Origin of the sequence: Pseudochelatococcus lubricantis (genome assembly GCF_042432495.1) — a bacterium.
GTDB classification, from domain to species: domain Bacteria; phylum Pseudomonadota; class Alphaproteobacteria; order Rhizobiales; family Beijerinckiaceae; genus Pseudochelatococcus; species Pseudochelatococcus lubricantis.
This window is the reverse complement of the sequence record NZ_JBHLXC010000001.1, coordinates 15,231-30,965: the sequence shown is the minus strand read 5'-3', so window position 1 is coordinate 30,965 and position 15,735 is coordinate 15,231. Positions and strand designations below refer to the sequence as shown.

The 15,735-nt window shown below is 64.8% G+C and carries 16 protein-coding genes; 2 read left to right on the top strand and 14 right to left on the bottom strand.

Annotated elements, in window-relative coordinates; genetic code table 11:
* Positions 1-19 precede the first annotated feature (19 nt).
* The 9 genes from ACFFJ7_RS00135 to ACFFJ7_RS00095 all read right to left on the bottom strand — a co-directional run bounded on the left by ACFFJ7_RS00135 (position 20) and on the right by ACFFJ7_RS00095 (position 8,724).
* Positions 20-1,108, bottom strand: coding sequence for an ABC transporter ATP-binding protein (locus tag ACFFJ7_RS00135; RefSeq protein WP_377590091.1), 1,089 nt, complete (start codon positions 1,106-1,108; stop codon positions 20-22).
* Entirely contained in the window at positions 1,105-1,905 is an 801-nt protein-coding gene (locus tag ACFFJ7_RS00130; protein WP_377590088.1) for an ABC transporter permease, read from the bottom strand. Before ACFFJ7_RS00130 ends, ACFFJ7_RS00135 begins: the two co-directional genes overlap by 4 nt.
* Positions 1,905-2,759: an ABC transporter permease gene (locus ACFFJ7_RS00125; protein ID WP_166953506.1), complete on the bottom strand. Its 855-nt coding sequence runs from the start codon at positions 2,757-2,759 to the stop codon at positions 1,905-1,907. Before ACFFJ7_RS00125 ends, ACFFJ7_RS00130 begins: the two co-directional genes overlap by 1 nt.
* Positions 2,760-2,836: 77 nt before the next feature.
* Entirely contained in the window at positions 2,837-3,847 is a 1,011-nt protein-coding gene (locus ACFFJ7_RS00120) for an ABC transporter substrate-binding protein (protein WP_377590085.1), read from the bottom strand.
* 76 nt (positions 3,848-3,923) lie between these two features.
* Positions 3,924-5,387, bottom strand: a complete 1,464-nt coding sequence (locus ACFFJ7_RS00115; RefSeq protein WP_377590083.1) for an aldehyde dehydrogenase — start codon at positions 5,385-5,387, stop codon at positions 3,924-3,926.
* Between the two features lie 5 nt (positions 5,388-5,392).
* Entirely contained in the window at positions 5,393-6,430 is a 1,038-nt protein-coding gene (locus ACFFJ7_RS00110) for an LLM class flavin-dependent oxidoreductase (protein ID WP_377590081.1), read from the bottom strand.
* A 12-nt stretch (positions 6,431-6,442) separates the two neighbouring features.
* Entirely contained in the window at positions 6,443-7,348 is a 906-nt protein-coding gene (locus ACFFJ7_RS00105) for a flavin reductase family protein (protein ID WP_377590078.1), read from the bottom strand.
* Positions 7,335-8,150, bottom strand: a complete 816-nt coding sequence (locus ACFFJ7_RS00100) for an alpha/beta fold hydrolase (protein ID WP_166953496.1) — start codon at positions 8,148-8,150, stop codon at positions 7,335-7,337. Before ACFFJ7_RS00100 ends, ACFFJ7_RS00105 begins: the two co-directional genes overlap by 14 nt.
* On the bottom strand, positions 8,122-8,724 hold the full coding sequence (locus tag ACFFJ7_RS00095; RefSeq protein ID WP_166953494.1) for an amino acid synthesis family protein: 603 nt from the start codon (positions 8,722-8,724) through the stop codon (positions 8,122-8,124). The genes ACFFJ7_RS00100 and ACFFJ7_RS00095 overlap by 29 nt, the downstream gene beginning before the upstream one ends.
* Positions 8,725-8,833: 109 nt before the next feature.
* On the opposite strand from ACFFJ7_RS00095, the gene ACFFJ7_RS00090 reads away from it, so the two are divergent.
* Both ACFFJ7_RS00090 and ACFFJ7_RS00085 read left to right on the top strand, forming a co-directional pair.
* Positions 8,834-9,550, top strand: a complete 717-nt coding sequence (locus ACFFJ7_RS00090) for a GntR family transcriptional regulator (RefSeq protein ID WP_208394233.1) — start codon at positions 8,834-8,836, stop codon at positions 9,548-9,550.
* Positions 9,547-9,831, top strand: a complete 285-nt coding sequence (locus ACFFJ7_RS00085; protein ID WP_377590075.1) for a DUF1330 domain-containing protein — start codon at positions 9,547-9,549, stop codon at positions 9,829-9,831. The genes ACFFJ7_RS00090 and ACFFJ7_RS00085 overlap by 4 nt, the downstream gene beginning before the upstream one ends.
* Positions 9,832-10,054: 223 nt before the next feature.
* Here the strand turns inward: ACFFJ7_RS00085 and ACFFJ7_RS00080 are convergent, their stop codons facing one another.
* From ACFFJ7_RS00080 to ACFFJ7_RS00060, 5 genes are all read right to left on the bottom strand, one after another.
* The gene (locus ACFFJ7_RS00080; RefSeq protein WP_208394232.1) at positions 10,055-10,642 is read right to left on the bottom strand and encodes a pentapeptide repeat-containing protein; all 588 of its coding nucleotides are present in this window, start codon (positions 10,640-10,642) and stop codon (positions 10,055-10,057) included.
* A 77-nt stretch (positions 10,643-10,719) separates the two neighbouring features.
* Positions 10,720-12,558 (bottom strand): methanol/ethanol family PQQ-dependent dehydrogenase, encoded by a 1,839-nt coding sequence (locus ACFFJ7_RS00075; RefSeq protein WP_166953488.1) that lies wholly within the window; start codon positions 12,556-12,558, stop codon positions 10,720-10,722.
* A 180-nt stretch (positions 12,559-12,738) separates the two neighbouring features.
* Positions 12,739-13,422, bottom strand: coding sequence for a response regulator transcription factor (locus tag ACFFJ7_RS00070; protein ID WP_166953486.1), 684 nt, complete (start codon positions 13,420-13,422; stop codon positions 12,739-12,741).
* Positions 13,419-14,987, bottom strand: a complete 1,569-nt coding sequence (locus tag ACFFJ7_RS00065) for a sensor histidine kinase (RefSeq protein WP_377590072.1) — start codon at positions 14,985-14,987, stop codon at positions 13,419-13,421. Before ACFFJ7_RS00065 ends, ACFFJ7_RS00070 begins: the two co-directional genes overlap by 4 nt.
* The gene (locus tag ACFFJ7_RS00060; protein WP_166953482.1) at positions 14,984-15,364 is read right to left on the bottom strand and encodes a hypothetical protein; all 381 of its coding nucleotides are present in this window, start codon (positions 15,362-15,364) and stop codon (positions 14,984-14,986) included. The genes ACFFJ7_RS00065 and ACFFJ7_RS00060 overlap by 4 nt, the downstream gene beginning before the upstream one ends.
* Between the last annotated feature and the right edge of the window lie 371 nt (positions 15,365-15,735).

The following is a 15,735-nucleotide window of genomic DNA, read 5'->3' as shown; positions in this document are numbered from 1 at the left end:
GATCGTTCAGTTGCATCGCTTATGGCTTTACAAAAACGTGAGCATCTTTGGGCTGCCACTGCACGTGCAGCCTGTCGCCGCGCGCGACGGAGCCGATCATCGGATGGCCGAAGTTCAAACGCACCGTCAGCGCGTCGCCCCAACCGGTGCGGGCGGTGACGGTGCTGTTGTTGCCAAGGAAGGTGACATCCTCTACAACGACCGGCAGCGTCGCGCCCTCGCGTCCGGGACCGGCAGCCAGCTCGATCCGCTCCGGCCGCAACATCAGCTCGGCCTTGTCTCCCGCCGTTCCCGTTCCATGCAGCGGAACCCCCGCCAGCACCTCACCGTCGGCGAAGCGCAGGGTAGCCCGGTCGTCGGCGACAGCGGCCAGCTCGCCGCCCAGAAACGCACTGTCGCCGATGAAGTCGGCGACGAAATGCGTGGCCGGGTTAGCGTAAAGCTCCGGCCCGGTGCCGACCTGCTCGATCTTGCCCTTGTTGAAGATGGCGATCCGGTCGGACAGCCGTAATGCCTCCTCCTGATCATGGGTGACGTAGAGGATCGTGACCCCGGTTTCCTGATGGATCCGGCGGATCTCGAACTGGATTTCCTCGCGCAGCTTCTTGTCCAGCGCCGAAAGCGGCTCGTCCATCAACAGCACAGGCGGATCGTAGACCAGCGCCCGCGCCAGGGCGACGCGCTGCTGCTGGCCGCCAGACATGTTGGCAGGCATCCGATCCTCGAACCCGTCGAGACGCACGAGCTTGAGCGCCTTCTTCACCTTCCGGTCGATCTCGTCCTTGCCGGCGCGGCGCACGCGCAGCGGGAAAGCGACGTTCTCGCCCACGCTGAGATGCGGAAACAGCGTGTAACGCTGGAAAACCATGCCGATGTTGCGCTTGTGCGACGGCGTCGACAGCAACGAGCGGCCCTGCAGCAGGATGTCGCCGGCGGTGGGGTCCTGAAAGCCCGCAAGAATATAGAGTGTGGTCGACTTTCCCGAGCCCGACGGGCCGAGGAAGGTCATGAATTCGCCCTTCGAGATAGCAAGCTCGACATGGTCGGTGGCGACCACATTGCCGTAGACCTTGCGGAGGCCGTTGATATGCAGAAAGGGTGTTGTCATCTTGCTTTACCTTTGCGGATCAGGGCGGCGATGACCATCAGAAGCACCGTCAGCGCGATGAGAAGCGTGGAGGCCGCGGCGATCACCGGTGTCAGGTCCTGCCTGAGCGTGGTCCACACCTTGACCGGCAGCGTCTGGAGCGAGGGCGAGGCCATGAAGATCGCCAGCACCACCTCGTCCCATGAAATGAGGAACGAGAAGATGGCCGCCGAGAACAGGCCGTGGCTGATGCACGGCATGGTCACGCGCAGACGCGCCTCCCACGGGCTCGCGCCGCAGAGGATGGCGGCGTCCTCAATGGCGGGATCGAAGGTTTCCAGCGCGCCCGAAATGGTAATGATCGAAAACGGCAGCGCCACCACCAGATGGGCGATCACGAAGCCCACGAGCGTGCCGCTGAGCCCCAGCCGCAGAAAGGCCGCGTAAAGCGCCACCGCGACGATGATCACCGGCAGGACCATCGGCGTGAGGAAGAAGGCGCGCAGCACCGCCCTGCCCCGGAAACGCCCGCGCACCAGCGCCAGCGACACCAGCAGGCCCAGCACCACCGACAGCACCATGACGATGACCGCGATCTTGGCCGAGGTCATCGCCGCGTCTATCCAGCGCGGATCGGCGAAAAGCTCCTCATACCAGCGCAAGGTCCAGCCCGGCGGTGGAAAGATGAGCCAGCGAGAACTGCCGAAGGACAGGGCCACGATGAAAAGGATCGGCAGGAGCAGGAACAGCGTCATCAGCCCGCAGATCGCCGAAAGCGCCCACTTCCATGCGCCGAGCTTGCGAAAATCGAGAAGCATCAGCGCGTCCCCTCTCTGGCTTCGAAGAACCGCAGTTGCACGGCATAGAGACCGAGCGTGACGACGAGCAGGATGAAGGCCGCCGCGCCGCCCATGCCCCAGTTCACAAGGCTCTGCACCTGCTGGGCGATGAGTTCGGCCAGCATCATGTTGGCCGTGCCGCCGAGCAGAGAGGGGGTAACGAAGTAGCCCAGCGACATGACGAAGACCATCAGCCCGCCGGAGGCGATGCCGGGCGTCGCAAGCGGCAGCAGGACCCTGGTCAGCGCCTGCCACCTCGTCGCGCCGCACAGCGCGGCCGCCTGAAGAATGGACGGATCGATCTTCCGGATCACGCCCAGAAGCGGCAGGATCATGAAGGGCAGCATGATGTAGACCATGCCGATGGTCACGCCGATCAGATTGTTGGTCAGTTGCAGTGGCTGGTCGATGATGCCGATGGAGATCAGAATCCGGTTGATGAGTCCCGTCTGCTGCAACAGCACCATCCATGCATAGGTGCGCGCCAGAAGGTTGGTCCACATCGACAGGATGATGATCGCGAAGATGACGGCGGCCCAGGGACGGGGCATGATCGTCAGCGCCCAGGCCACCGGAAAGGCGATCAGCACGGTGATCAGCGTCACGATCCCGGCGACGAAAAACGTATTCAGGAAAACCTTGGCGTAAGTCGGCGACCCGACCAGCGCGGCGTAGTTCTGCAGGCCCGGTTCAGGCTCCGTGATCGAGCGCAGCAGAAGCATGGCCACAGGTATCACGAAAAATGCCAGAAGAAGCAGGACCGCCGGCATGGCCAGCGCCAGGCCCGAGCCCCCGCGCCCCCGGTTGGGCAAAGCCAGGCGGATGATGCTCATAGCGATATTTCCTCCCGATCGCGCCGGCATGTCGCCCGAAGGCCGCAAGGCCTTCGGGCAGGTGTCGAAGACGGGTTTCAGCGCGCCTGCCAGGCATACCAGCGGTTGCCGATCTCATCGCGATGCGCGGCCCAGTAGGCCATGTCGGCGTTGATCTGCAAGGCGTTCTGCTGGTCGGGAAGGGTCGCGCGGACATCAGGCTTCATCAGCGCGGCCGACCCCGTGTTGATGGGCGCATAGCCCGTGTCGGCCGCGAAGTCGGCCTGTGCCTTGGCGGCGGTGGCGGCGGCGATGAACCGCATCGCGGCTTCCTTGTTCTTGGTGCCTTTCGGCACGACGAGCGCGTCGGCTGCGGTGATGTTCTGATCCCAGCTTATGCCGATGTTCATGCCGTCAGCCTGAAGCGCCGCCACGCGCCCGTTCCAGAAAAAGCCGATCGGCGCCTCGCCGGACGCCAGCAATTGCTGGCTCTTCGCGCCGCCCTCCCACCAGATGATGTCTTTCTTGATCGTGTCGAGCTTGGCGAAAGCCCGCTCCATATCCAGCGGGTAGAGATCCTCGGGCTTGACGCCGTCGGCCAGAAGCGCCGCCTCGATCACACCGGGGGCGGACCATTTGTAGAAGGTGCGCTTGCCGGGAAACTTCTTGGTGTCGAACAGATCGGCCAGCGTCGCGGGCTTTTCGCCGGGGAAAGCGGCGGAGTTGTAGCCCAGAACGAAGGAATAGTAGAACGACCCCACCGCATAATCCGAAACGAAACGCGGATCGAGCTGCGCCCGGTCGATCACGGTGAAATCGAGCGGCTCAAGAAGCCCTTTCTGGCCGGCCTGAAGCGCCCAGTCGAACTCCACATCGGCCACATCCCACGAAACGGCGTTGGCCTCGACCATCGCCTTGATCTTGCCGTAGTCGGTTGGGCCATCCTGCACCACGGCAATGCCGGTGGCTTCGGTCAGGGGCTTCGCCCAGTACTTGGTCTGGGCGTCCTGTGTCGTGCCGCCCCACGAGGTGAAGACCATCTGCTGTGCCTGTGCCGCACCGCCCGCGAGCGTCAGGGCGGCAGCGACAACGAGCGCTTTCATTTTCATAACGTAACCCTCCATTGTTGATTTTCACTTTATTCGACCAGCTGTTGCCGTGTCGGAACCGTTCAATGCGTGATGGTCAACGCATGACGAAAGGGTCCGGAATGGGAGCGTCCGAGGTTCGCAGCCAGACCGTCTTGACCGTCGTGTAATCCAGCGCGGCGGCGAGGCCGCCTTCGCGCCCGTGCCCGGACAATCCATGCCCGCCAAAGGGCGCGATGGGCGACACGGCGCGGTAGGTGTTGACCCATACAATGCCGGCGCGAATGCCCCTGATCATGCGATGCGCACGGGTCAGGCTACGCGTGAACACGCCGGATGCCAGGCCATAGCGTGTGTCGTTCGCCAGATGCAGCGCCTCGTCCTCATCCCTGAAGCTCACGACCGAGAGGACCGGGCCGAAAAGCTCCTCCGTCACCGATGACGCATCCGGCACGGACGAGCAGTCGAGAATGGTGGGAGGAAAGTAGAACCCGTCACCGGCAATCGCCGCACCGCCGGTCACGAGCCTTGCGCCGCCGGCGACGGAGGCCGCGACAACGCCCTCTATCCGGTCGCGCTGGCGACGGGTGCAGAGCGGGCCGACCTCGGTCGCCATATCGTCGGGCGCGCCGATCGTGACGGCCTCGGCCTTTGCCTTCAGCCGGGCGAGGAAATCCTCGCGAATACTCTCCTGGACCAGAAGCCTGGAACCTGCGACGCAGCTCTGGCCCGTGGCGGCGAAGATACCCGCGACCTGCGCATTCGCCGCGGAGTCGAGATCGGCATCGTCAAAGACGATGAAAGGAGATTTGCCGCCAAGCTCCAGCGAGGTTTTGGCCAGATTCTCAGCCGAGCCGCGCACGATGTGGCGCGCGGTTTCCGGCCCACCGGTGAAGGCGATATGCGCGACCTTCGGATGTGTGGTCAGCGCCGCGCCGGCCCCTGGACCGCCAGTCAGGACATTGACCACGCCGGGTGGGAAACCGGCCTGATCGATAAGTCGCGCAAATTCCAGCAACGGCGCGGGACCATCCTCGCTGGCCTTGACGACCAGCGTGCAACCGGCCGCCAGCGCCGGGCCGATCTTCACGGCGGACAGGAAAAGCTGGCTGTTCCATGGCACGATGGCCGCCACGACGCCCACGGGTTCGCGCCGCAGCCAGACTTCCATATCCGGCTTGTCGATCGGCAGGTGCGCGCCTTCGATCTTGTCGGCCAACCCCGCATAATAGCGATAATACTCCGCCACATAGGCGATCTGGGCCGATGTCTCGCGGATGATCTTGCCGGTGTCACGGGTTTCCAGGCGCGCCAGACGCGGCGCGGCCTCCTCCACCAGTTCGGCAAGCCGCATCAGCAGCTTTCCGCGCGCGGTCGCCGTCAACCCCGCCCACCGGGGATCGGTAAACGCCCGATCGGCAGCGCGCACCGCACGGTCCACATCCGCCGCGCTGGCGTCGGGCATCAGCGCCCAGGGGCGGCCATCAGCCGGATCGAGACTTTCAAAGGTCGCCGCCCCGTCCTCGAAGCGCCCGTCGATATAGTGTTGAAAACTCTGCATGCCGGTCACCCGAAAGCCGGGATGACATCCCGGATGAAACGCTCCAGCGAGGCGCGTTTGCGCTCGAAGCTCATGCCGCTGTCGATCCAGAAGCTGAATTCGTCATAGCCCAGCGCCTCGTAGGATTTGATGCGGGCGATGACCTCGGGAGCCTCGCCAACGATCTGGTTCCTGCGCATCGCTTCGGGCGAATAGAACGGATGGGCGGCGACATCTTCCGGCGTCAGCCGCTCGATGAGGCCCATCGAGATCGGACGTTCGTTTTTGAACCACGCGCCGAAATAATTGTAAAACAGGTTCAGTTCTTCAGCGCCGCGCTGTGCATCTGCCTCGCTGTCGGCGACATAGGTGTGACGCAGCACCATGATTTGCGGGCGGGGCTGATCGGGGAACTTCTCGCAGGCGGCGTTGAAGCGCTCCATCAGGCTCTCGACTTCCTCATCGCCCAGATGCAGCGGCGTGACCTGCACGTTGCAGCCGTTCTCCACGGCGAATTCGTGGCTGTTGGGATCACGCGCTGCAACCCAGATCGGCGGATGCGGCTTCTGCACCGGCAGCGGAGCACTCGTCGTTTTGGGAAACTGCCAGAAATCGCCCTGATGCTCGTAATCGCCTTGCCACACCTTCTTGATGGCGGGGATCAGTTCACGCATGCGCTGGCCCGCGCCCCATGCGTCGAGCCCGGGCAGCATCCGCTCGTACTCGAAGCTGTAAGCGCCGCGCGCAATGCCCAGCTCCAGCCGGCCGCCGGTGATCAGGTCGGTCATCGCCGCTTCGCCCGCCAGCCGGATCGGATGCCAGAACGGGGCGACCACCGTGCCCGTGCCAAGGCGCACGTTCTTCGTCTGTCGCGCGATGTCGATCAGGTTCAGAAACGGATTCGGCGAGATGGTGAAATTCATGGCGTGGTGTTCGCCGGTCCAGATGGCGTACAGGCCGCCCTCGTCGGCGATGCGGCAAAGCTCCAGCATTTCCTCGTAGAGCGTTTTCTGGTCCTGATCCGCCGACACACGTTCCATGTGGATGAAGAGCGAAAACTTCATGCCGTGTCCTCTCTATTTGCGTGTAACCTGACCTTCGGCATGCGACCCGAAGTAGACGCCGTAGTTGCCAAGCCTTGCTTCGGTCGCAAGCCGGTCCAGCATCGATCGCGTGGCCGGGTCGCCCACCGCCTTCAGACAGGCGGTTTCGAGCGGAATGAATGCGCCGCGTGACGCCTCCGGCGAGGTTGCGGCGCAACGAAAGGCGATATGCTGCCGTCCTTCGGCTTCGCCTTCATAGACGGCATAGATTTCCCCGGAAGCCGCGCCCGGCGCCACGCTGGCGAGCAGTTTCTCCAGAGCCGGCCTGACGCCATCACGGCCGACACGTGCTTCCGGCAGGCTCAAGCGGCCGGCGCCGTCATCCAGAAGCAACACCTGCCCCGCCGCCTCGACGATGGCCGAGATCACGACATCGGGACCAGCCGGGAGCTGCGCGGCCGTCGCGGCCGGGGTGATGTAGGCGCCCCGGTAGTAGCCCAGCCCCGGCTCATGCGAGGCGGAGAAGCCCCTTATTTCCCCCAGCAGGATGACATGATCGCCGGCTTCGACCGTCTGCCACAGGGTGCAGTCGAACCAGGCCGACGCCCCCGCGATCACCGGCGAGCCCGCGGGCCCGGCATGCCATTCGACGTCCGCGAAGCGATCCTCGACGGGCCGCGCGAATGTGCTGGAAACCTCTTTCTGACCCTCGGCCAGCACGTTGACCGCGAATCCCCCGGCGTTGACGAAATGCGCGAAGTTGCGCGAGCTGCGGCCGATCGAGACGAGCAGCAGCGGCGGATCGAGGGAGACGGAGGAAAACGAGTTCGCCGTGAAGCCGACAGGCTCGCCGGCGGGGCCCGTGGTGGTGACCACTGTGACGCCGGTCATGAAACACCCGAAGGCGTCGCGCAGGGCGCGCGGATCAAACGCAGTCATAGGCTATACTCCGGCTGAGCCAGTCTTTCAGGGCATCGTTGACGATGGCGGGAGCGGTCAGGTTGACCATATGACGATGGCCGGGAACGATCACCGCCTCGCCCAGCGGAATGGCCGCCGCCATGTCGCGGCTCATCTGCGCGCTGGAGTTGAGATCATGCTCGCCAGTCAGCAGCAGTGCGGGACAACGGATCTGCGACAAGCGATCGGCATAGACGGTGTCGCCCTCCGCGAAAGAGCGGTACGCCGTCGCGTAACCCCGGAGATCCATCCCGGCCAGCCAGTCGGCCACCATGGCGCGGATATCATCCTGATCGTCGCCAAACCAACGAGAAAGCGGCCCGTCGATGCGTCCGTCTCCACCGGATATCTCGGCGGCGCGGGCGATGACTGCGTTCCGCGCTTCCGGACTGCGCCGATGGACCGCATTCAGCAGCGCGACGCGCACGACCAGATCGGGACGCTCCACGGCGAGCCCGGCGGATACCAGAGCGCCCATCGAATGGCCCGCCAGATTGACCGGCCCCTCTCCCAGCGCCTCTACCAGACGCGCAGCCCAGCCGACGAAATCTGGCAGGCGCGCATCCGGCGACAAAGGTGAACTGCCGCCATGGCCGGGCATGTCGACGGCGATCACATGGTGACTGCGCGAAAGCTCCTCAATCTGCGGCTTCCATGCCTCCGCGCGCATTCCTACACCGTGGATAAGCAGCAACGGCGCGCTGTTCGCGCCGCCACGCGGACCACTCTCGATCAGCCGAACGATACTGCCGTCAGACAGCGGCAGGGTTCGAAACGTCATGACCCAGATCCTTCAGATCCTGATAGCGGTCGCCGATACGGTGATGCGGGCGGCCGCCGATGGAGGCTCCGAGCGCCACCACGATTTCATCCGCCGCCGGAGCGTCGGGAATGGCGAACTGGATGGTCAGGTAGTGCGACCGGCGGCCTTCGTCGTTCTTGTCCATGAGCGGGATCAGGATCGGGGAGTTGGCGGGGCCGCGTGTATTCGTGAAAGCCAGATAGGACTTCGCCCCGACCGCGCTTCTGTAATGGTTGCCGAACCGCAGGGTGTGGATCAGTGCGTTGGCGTGCTCCAGCTCGCCATCCAGCCCGACAACCGCCGCCTTGCCATAACCCTCGACCGCCTCGCCAGAGCCCGTTGTATCGATGATCATCTTCGTCAGCAACTCGCCCAGTTCCGGAGCGACCGCATGAATCTCGGGCTTCAGATCCTCGACAAAGCCACGGCCCGCCCAGGGATTGCGGACGACGGCCGCCGCCGCAATGAGCTTCAGGGGGCGCGGCGCGGCGCGGCCACCTTCGATCAGGATCGTTTCGACGGTCAGAAGGGTTTTTCGAATTTCAGCAGCCATTGCACCTATCCTTTACGATTCTCCTTGCTGTCCAATTATCTTGGTATACCAACATACCATCTGTCAATAATATGTTGTGCATTTTTTCTGCGCAGGGTAAGGTGTGTGCATGGAAAACGAACAGTTCATCGGCCTACGCATTGAGCATGTGCCCCAAACGCTGCGGGAGATCGCAATCGAGCGCCTGCGCGCCGCGATCATGTCCGGACAGCTTCCTTCGGGTTACCGGCTGGTCGAACGCACTCTGGTCGACCAGCTCGGTGTCTCGCGCTCGGTCGTGCGGGAGGCGATCCGCTATCTGGAGGCGGAAGGGCTGGTCGAGATCATGCCCCGCAGCGGCCCGGTGGTTGCCACGCTGGACCGAGACACGGCTCGGCAGATCTACGACATCCGCCTGCGGCTGGAATCCGCGGCAGCCGCCGATTGCGCGCGTTTTCTGGATGACAGGTCGCGAGCTGCGCTTTCAGGCGCATTGAAGAACCTCGAAGAAGCGTTTTCCTCGACGGACCCGCAGGTTCTTTATGATGCGACGACCCGTTTTTACGAGGTGATCTTCACGTCGGCGGGGCATCATATCGCGTGGGAAATCGTGCAGCGTCTGAACGGTCGCATATCGCGGCTGCGCGCACTGACGCTGGCCTCGAAGGAGCGTCATGTTTCAGGCCACGCGCGGATGCAGCGCATCGCCGAGGCGATCCTGTCGCGCCAGCCGGAAACCGCCGCGCAAGCCGTTCGCGATCACCTGACAGAAGCGGCCATGATCGCCGGCCGCCTTCTCGACGCCAGCGAGACATCCGCTCCCAAAAAAGGAAAATCCGGCCGATGACCGCCTACTGGATTGCCCATGTAACGATCACCGACCCCGAGGCTTATGCGGGCTATCGGGAGCAGGCCGCCACTGCCTTCGCCCGTTACGGAGCGGAGTTTCTGGCGCGTGGCGGCGCGTTTGAGACGCTTGAGGGACCAGCGCTGCAACGCCATGTGGTGATCCGCTTTCCGGATCTTGCCAGCGCCCGGGCCTGCTACGATTCACCCGAGTATCAGGAAGCCCGCCGCCGCAGGGAAGGCGCGGCCGAAACCCAGCTCGTGATCGTCGAAGGTCTGTGACGGCTCCGACAGCGGATCGCAAAATCCCAGCCCACCGTCGCGGCGATTGGCGCTGTTCCCGTGCCGGGGTTATGGTTGCTTTTTGAGGTCGTACCCCGTGATGACGTTCGGGGCAGGCGCCAACCTGCTGATACTCCGCTGCAGATGGCGGTTTGATGCGTCAGCGTTTCAGTCAACTGTCACGATAGCGGAGGACGCTGTTGATGACTGCTCGTTCCGCTTTTCACCAGTTGACGGGGCAGCCGCGACAGCCTTCCATCCAGGTGCCTTGAAAGATCGCGAAGGCCTGGCTGGTCCCCTCCAGGATCGCGTCGGCGAGATTGGCATCGTATAACTTGGTCTCCTGCAGGTTGGCGTCCGTCAGGTTCGCGCCCTTCAGGTTGAGCTTGCTGCCCTGGAGCATTTCGAGATCGGCGGCCGTGAGATCGGCGCGGGACCAGTCCGAACCGGCCGCGCGAGCATGTTCGAGGTTCGCGCCACGCATGTCGGCTTGCCTGGCGGAACTGCCCTGCAGGAACGCGCGTTCAAGCCGCGCAGCCTTCAGATCCGCGCCGTCGAGGTTGGCGCCGCGGAGATTGGCGCCGGAGAGGTTGGCGCGCGCAAGCCGGGCGCCGCGCAGATCGGCGCCCGCGAGGTTGCTGCCCTTGAGATTGGCGTGACGCAAGTCCGCGCCGGGACACCGGGTGCGCGGCTCGATGCGGCATCCATTGATCACCACCACACCGTCGGAACCGGGATCCGGCCCGTCGTAACTCCAGAACTTCTCCTCAGCCGAGGCGGCGAATGGCACAAGGGCGACGAGAAAGGCCATGACGAGAGTTTTCATGATTGTCTCACAGCGGCGAGGAAGGCACCGGCCGGAACCGGTGCCGAAGGGACCGGACCTGTCTACTTCCGTGCCTGTTTGATGTCGGACAGCCTGAATACCCAGAACGATCCGCCCTGACTCACGTTGCGCGTCATCTTGGCCATGTCGCCGCCCCAGAGAGGCACCGCGCCGCCGTAGCCCGACGCCACGCCGATGTACTGCTCGCCATCCATTGTCCAGGTGATGGGGGACGAGACGATCCCCGAGCCGGTCTGGAACTTCCACAACTCTTCGCCCGTCTCGGCGTTGAACGCCTTGAAGTAGCCGTCCGACGTGCCGGTGAGGACGAGCCCTCCCTCCGTGGCCAGCGTGCCTGCCCAGAGCGGCATCTCCTCCTTGTGCTCCCACTTTATCTTGCCCGTCGCGGGGTCCATGGCGCGCAGGATGCCGACGTGGTCCTCGAATTTCTTCTTGATGGTGAAGCCCATGCCGAGATAGGCGGCGCCGGGCGCGTAGTTCACCTTCTCTGCCCAGAAATCCTCCTGCCAGTGGTTCGCCGGGATGTAAAAGAGGCCGGTCTTCGGGCTGTAGGACATCGGATTCCAGTTCTTGCCGCCCAGGAATGGCGGCGAAATCTGCGCAACGGGCCCCTTGCTCTGCCCTTCCGCGGGCGGAGGCGGACGCTGGCCCTCGACTTCGATCGGGCGGCCGGTCTCAAGATCGATGCCCTTGGCCCACGTGATCCCGTCCACGAAGGGGAAGGCGTTGAGCAACGCCTTGGGACGGTTGATCTCGCCGCCGCGCTTCGAAAGCGCGTCGATGTCCGTCACGTAGAAGAACCCGTTACGGTCGGCGTGGGCGCCGGCCCGATGTTTCTTGCCGTCCTTGTCCGTGTAGTCGAAGAGAATGATCTCGTTGTTGCCGGAGAAATCCCAGGTATCATTCGGCGTATGCTGATAGAAGCCTACCAGCTCGCCGTTCGTCGGGTTGACATAGGCTTGCCCGGATGTGAACAGGCTGTCACCCGGCCAGCGTGCCCAGCCGTTCCACGGAGCAGGGTTGCCGGCCCCGATGATGATGGTGTTCGTCTCCTCGTCGAAGGAGGCGGACTGCCACGGCGCGCCGCCGCCATGGTGCCACGCCTGCACGAGCTGCCCGCTCTTGTCGCGCGGCCACGACGGCGCGTCGGGGTTGCCGGTCGGCGTGCTGTCCTTGCCCATGTAGCGGCCCATATGGCCCTCCACGAGCGGCCGCATCCATATCTCCTCGCCCGTCTCGGGATCCCTGGCGAAGAGCTGGCCCACCACGCCGAACTCGTCGCCGGACGAACCATGGATCAACAGGTCGCGGCCCGTTTCCCTGTCGCGGATGATCGTCGGGGCGCCGGTAATCGTATAGCCGACCTTGTAATCGCCGAAACGCTTGTGCCAGACGACCTTTCCGGTCTTGCGGTCGAGCGCGACGACCGAGGCGTCGAGCAGTCCCATATAGACCTTGTCGCCGTAGATCGCCGCGCCGCGGTTGATCACGTCGCAGCAGGGGCGGATGCCTTCCGGCAGGCGCGCGGTATACTGCCACAGCTTGCGTCCGGTCCGGGCATCGAGGGCGAACATCCGGCTGTAGGATGCCGTGACATAGATCACGCCGTCCTTGACGATGGCCTGCGCCTCCTGGCCGCGCTGGCGCTCGTCCCCGAAAGAGAAGGACCATGCGGGGACGAGGTTCTTCACCGTCTCGACATTGACGGCATCGAGCGGGCTGAAGCGTTGCGCCTTCGGCCCGAAACCGTACATCAGCACGTCTTCCGTCGTTTCCGCATCGTTACGGATGTCGTCCCAGCCGACATCGGCCATGGCGGGTGCAGCGAGCACGAGCGCCAGAAAGCTGGCGGCCGCCACAAGCGTGGCTTTGCGTTTCATCGTTTTTCCTCCCAGACGTAAGGCCGGTTTTCTCCGGTTCCAATGAATGGGAGGCTAGCATTCCGGACTGAGAGCGGACTGAGGCCCGCCTGAGAATCTCCTAAGACGAGGGGGGACCTTGGTCGTATGCCGATCGCTCCGCGACGTTTCATGTCGCGCCCCGCGGCGTAACCCGCAGGTTCAATGCCCGACCGGCTCGTCGAGAATGTAACCGTAGCCCCTCACCGTCCGCAATTGCAAGCCGGCGCCGCTGTGGGCGAGCTTCCGGCGCAGATAGGAGACGTAAACGTCCACGACATTGGGGGTATGACAATCGTCGTCGCCCCAGACGCGCTCCAGCAGGGTCTCGCGCGTAATTGCCCGGCCAGCATGTTGCATGAAGAATTCGAGCAGCCCGAACTCCCTCGCCGTGAGCGGAATGACATGCTCCCCGACGGAGACCCGCCGACTTTTCTGATCGAGGACCAGCGATCCTGCCCGAAGCTGCCGGCCACGGGGAAAGCCCGTGGCCCGCCGCACCAGCGCGTCCACGCGCGCTGTCAGCTGGGTGGTCGAGAATGGCTTGGTCACGTAATCGTCGGCGCCGAGGCGCAGGCCGCGCACGATATCCTCGTCCCGGTCGCGGCAGGTCAGCATCAGTATCGGCGTCGTCACACCCTGCTCGCGCAACCGTTGGCAGACCTCGAAGCCCGAATAGACGGGCAGGAGCACATCGAGCACGATGGCGTCGAACCGGCCTGCCGCCGCCCGGTCGAGACCTTCCTCACCGGTCCCGCATCGCTCCACCTGCCAGCCGCCGGCCACGAAGGCGTCCTCCACCACCTGCGCAATACGGAAATCATCCTCGATCACCAGAATGGTCATGCCGTGCCTTCCTCCGTCTCCTCGCTGATCCGGGGCAGGCGGATCAGCACCTCCGTCCCGCCCGTGCACCCGGCGCCGATCGTCAGCGTGCCGCCGAGCCCCTGCACCAGCCCGCGCGCCATGGAAAGGCCGATGCCGGTGCCTCCCCTCCCGCTCACCTCCCGCTCGAAGACGTGCGCGAGGAGCGGCTCGGGAATGCCCGGGCCGCTATCGCGGATCGCGACGCGGGCTTCCAGCTCGTCGGCCTCCAGCGTGACCTCGACTGGCGACTCCGGTCCGGCGTGGTCGAGCGCGTTCTCAAGCAACGCATCGCAGGCCCGCTGCAATTCCCGCCGATCGGCCCGGATCATCACGGGCTCATCGCCTGCATAGCGGAAACGCAGCCGCCCGCTTCCCGGCAAGGCGCGCAGCGACGCCAGCCGGCTGTCGAGAAAATCGTAAAGCTCCACCGGCTCCACCGCCCGGACGAGGCGTCCGTCCTCGGCGCGCGCGAGCGTGAGCAGTTCGGAAACCCGCCCGGCCACCTCATCGATGGCATCGATCGCGGTATCGAACGGTGCCGTACCCCTGCCCTGCCGTTCCCAACCCGTGCGGGCGTTCTCCAGCGTGCCGCGTGCAACCGCGAGGGGCGTCTTCAGGGCGTGGCCGATGTCGGCCAGAAAGCGCCGCCGGTTGGCATCGACTTCACGCAACCGGGCGTTGGACAGTTCGAGTTCGACACTCCGGCGTTCCAGCGTCCCGGCAAGCCGGCGCTGCTCCTCGCCTTGTCGGACTGATGCGCGTTCGAGCGCCTCCGCCATGCCGTTCACCGCCTGCGAGACTGTGCCGGCCTCGTCCCACGGCACGGGAGAAATCCGCGTATCGAAATGCCCGTCCCCAATCCGGGACACGGCTTCGCGCTGGCTGCGGAAACTCCGCCCCGCCCGCCGGGCGACCGACATCCCCAGCGCCAACGCGGCCACGGCCGCAATGCCGACGAGCGCGAAAACGAGCCAAACAAGCCTGTTGCGGAGCGCAGCTCGGCCGGAGCGGGCGGTTTCGATTTCGTCGGCCTCGTCGGTCAGCGCTTCCTTGACCAGCGCGCGAAAATCCTGCCGCGCCTGGTCCAGTTCACTTGCACCCGTGCCCGCCGCGACAGCGGCATCTGAGGAAAAGCGAGCCTCCACGGCACCGCCAAGCAGCGCCGTCATGCGGCGGATACCGGCGCGCAACGCGGCCGGGCGCTCGCGCTCCTCCACTTCCCTGTCACGCTCCTCGTCGCCGACGAAAGCGATCTCCTCCTCCGTCAGCCGGTCGAGCACGCCCAGATCCTGCATCGCGTCGAGTTCGGCCTCCGCCAGCGCCGCGCGTGCTGCTGCCGGATCCGCGGCGAGCAGCGTATCCAGCGCCATCCGGTCGACGTCCGCCAGCACCCGCTCCAGCACGGCGATCTGCCGCCCCGCCTTCTCCACGCGGCTGTGCGTCCATTCCTCCGTGCGGAGTTGCCAGGCCCCGAGGCACGTCAGGGCGGCGAGCGCGGCGAGCGGAATCGCGACAGCGAGGGCAAGGCGGACGGCGAGTGTCACGGCCGGGACTCCACCACCCGGATGCGCCAGCCGCCCGAGGCATCGACCTGCACACGATATCGCCCCGGCCCGGGCAGCGGATAACGCCCTTCGCCCCTGCCGCCGAGATGGAGGTTCTGAACAAGCCGGCCGGTGTCGTCCTCAAGATAAAGAACGAGGATGACGTCCTCGCTTTCGTAGACAAGAGTCGCTGGACCGGAGGTACTGAAAATGCCTGTGGCGCCATTACCGAAGCCCGAGAAAATCGGACCCGCCCGATCGCGTGCAAGGGCGTCATAGCATGCCAGCCGGTCGCTATCAGCCGGAATGGCAGCGCATCTGGCGAGCGACGGATCGCCACCCTCGGCAAGAGCGGGCCGGGCGATCACAAGTGGCACAGCCGAAGCCGCCGCTATCCACCGGACCCATGGCGGGAACAATCGCGCCAGGGCGAACAGAAATCCTCCGCCGCCCGCAAGCCGGACCGCCGCTGAATCGTACCCACGCCCGAATCCGGAACGCAGACTGCCTGAAACATCATCCGCGCAACCCGGCATCCCGTCTTCTCCCTATCCCGACAGCGCATAAGTTACGAAAGCAACCACCTACATCAAACGCCCGAAAAGAAGGGAGGCAATGCGACGTTGGTCGGACAAGGCTCGTTGAGCAGCCGCGCGGAGACCCGACGCCCTCCGCCAGACGCTCAAACCGGTGATCTGCCCCTGCGTTTTTTCTCGCCGTTGGATGAGGCGACCGACACATGGTTTCG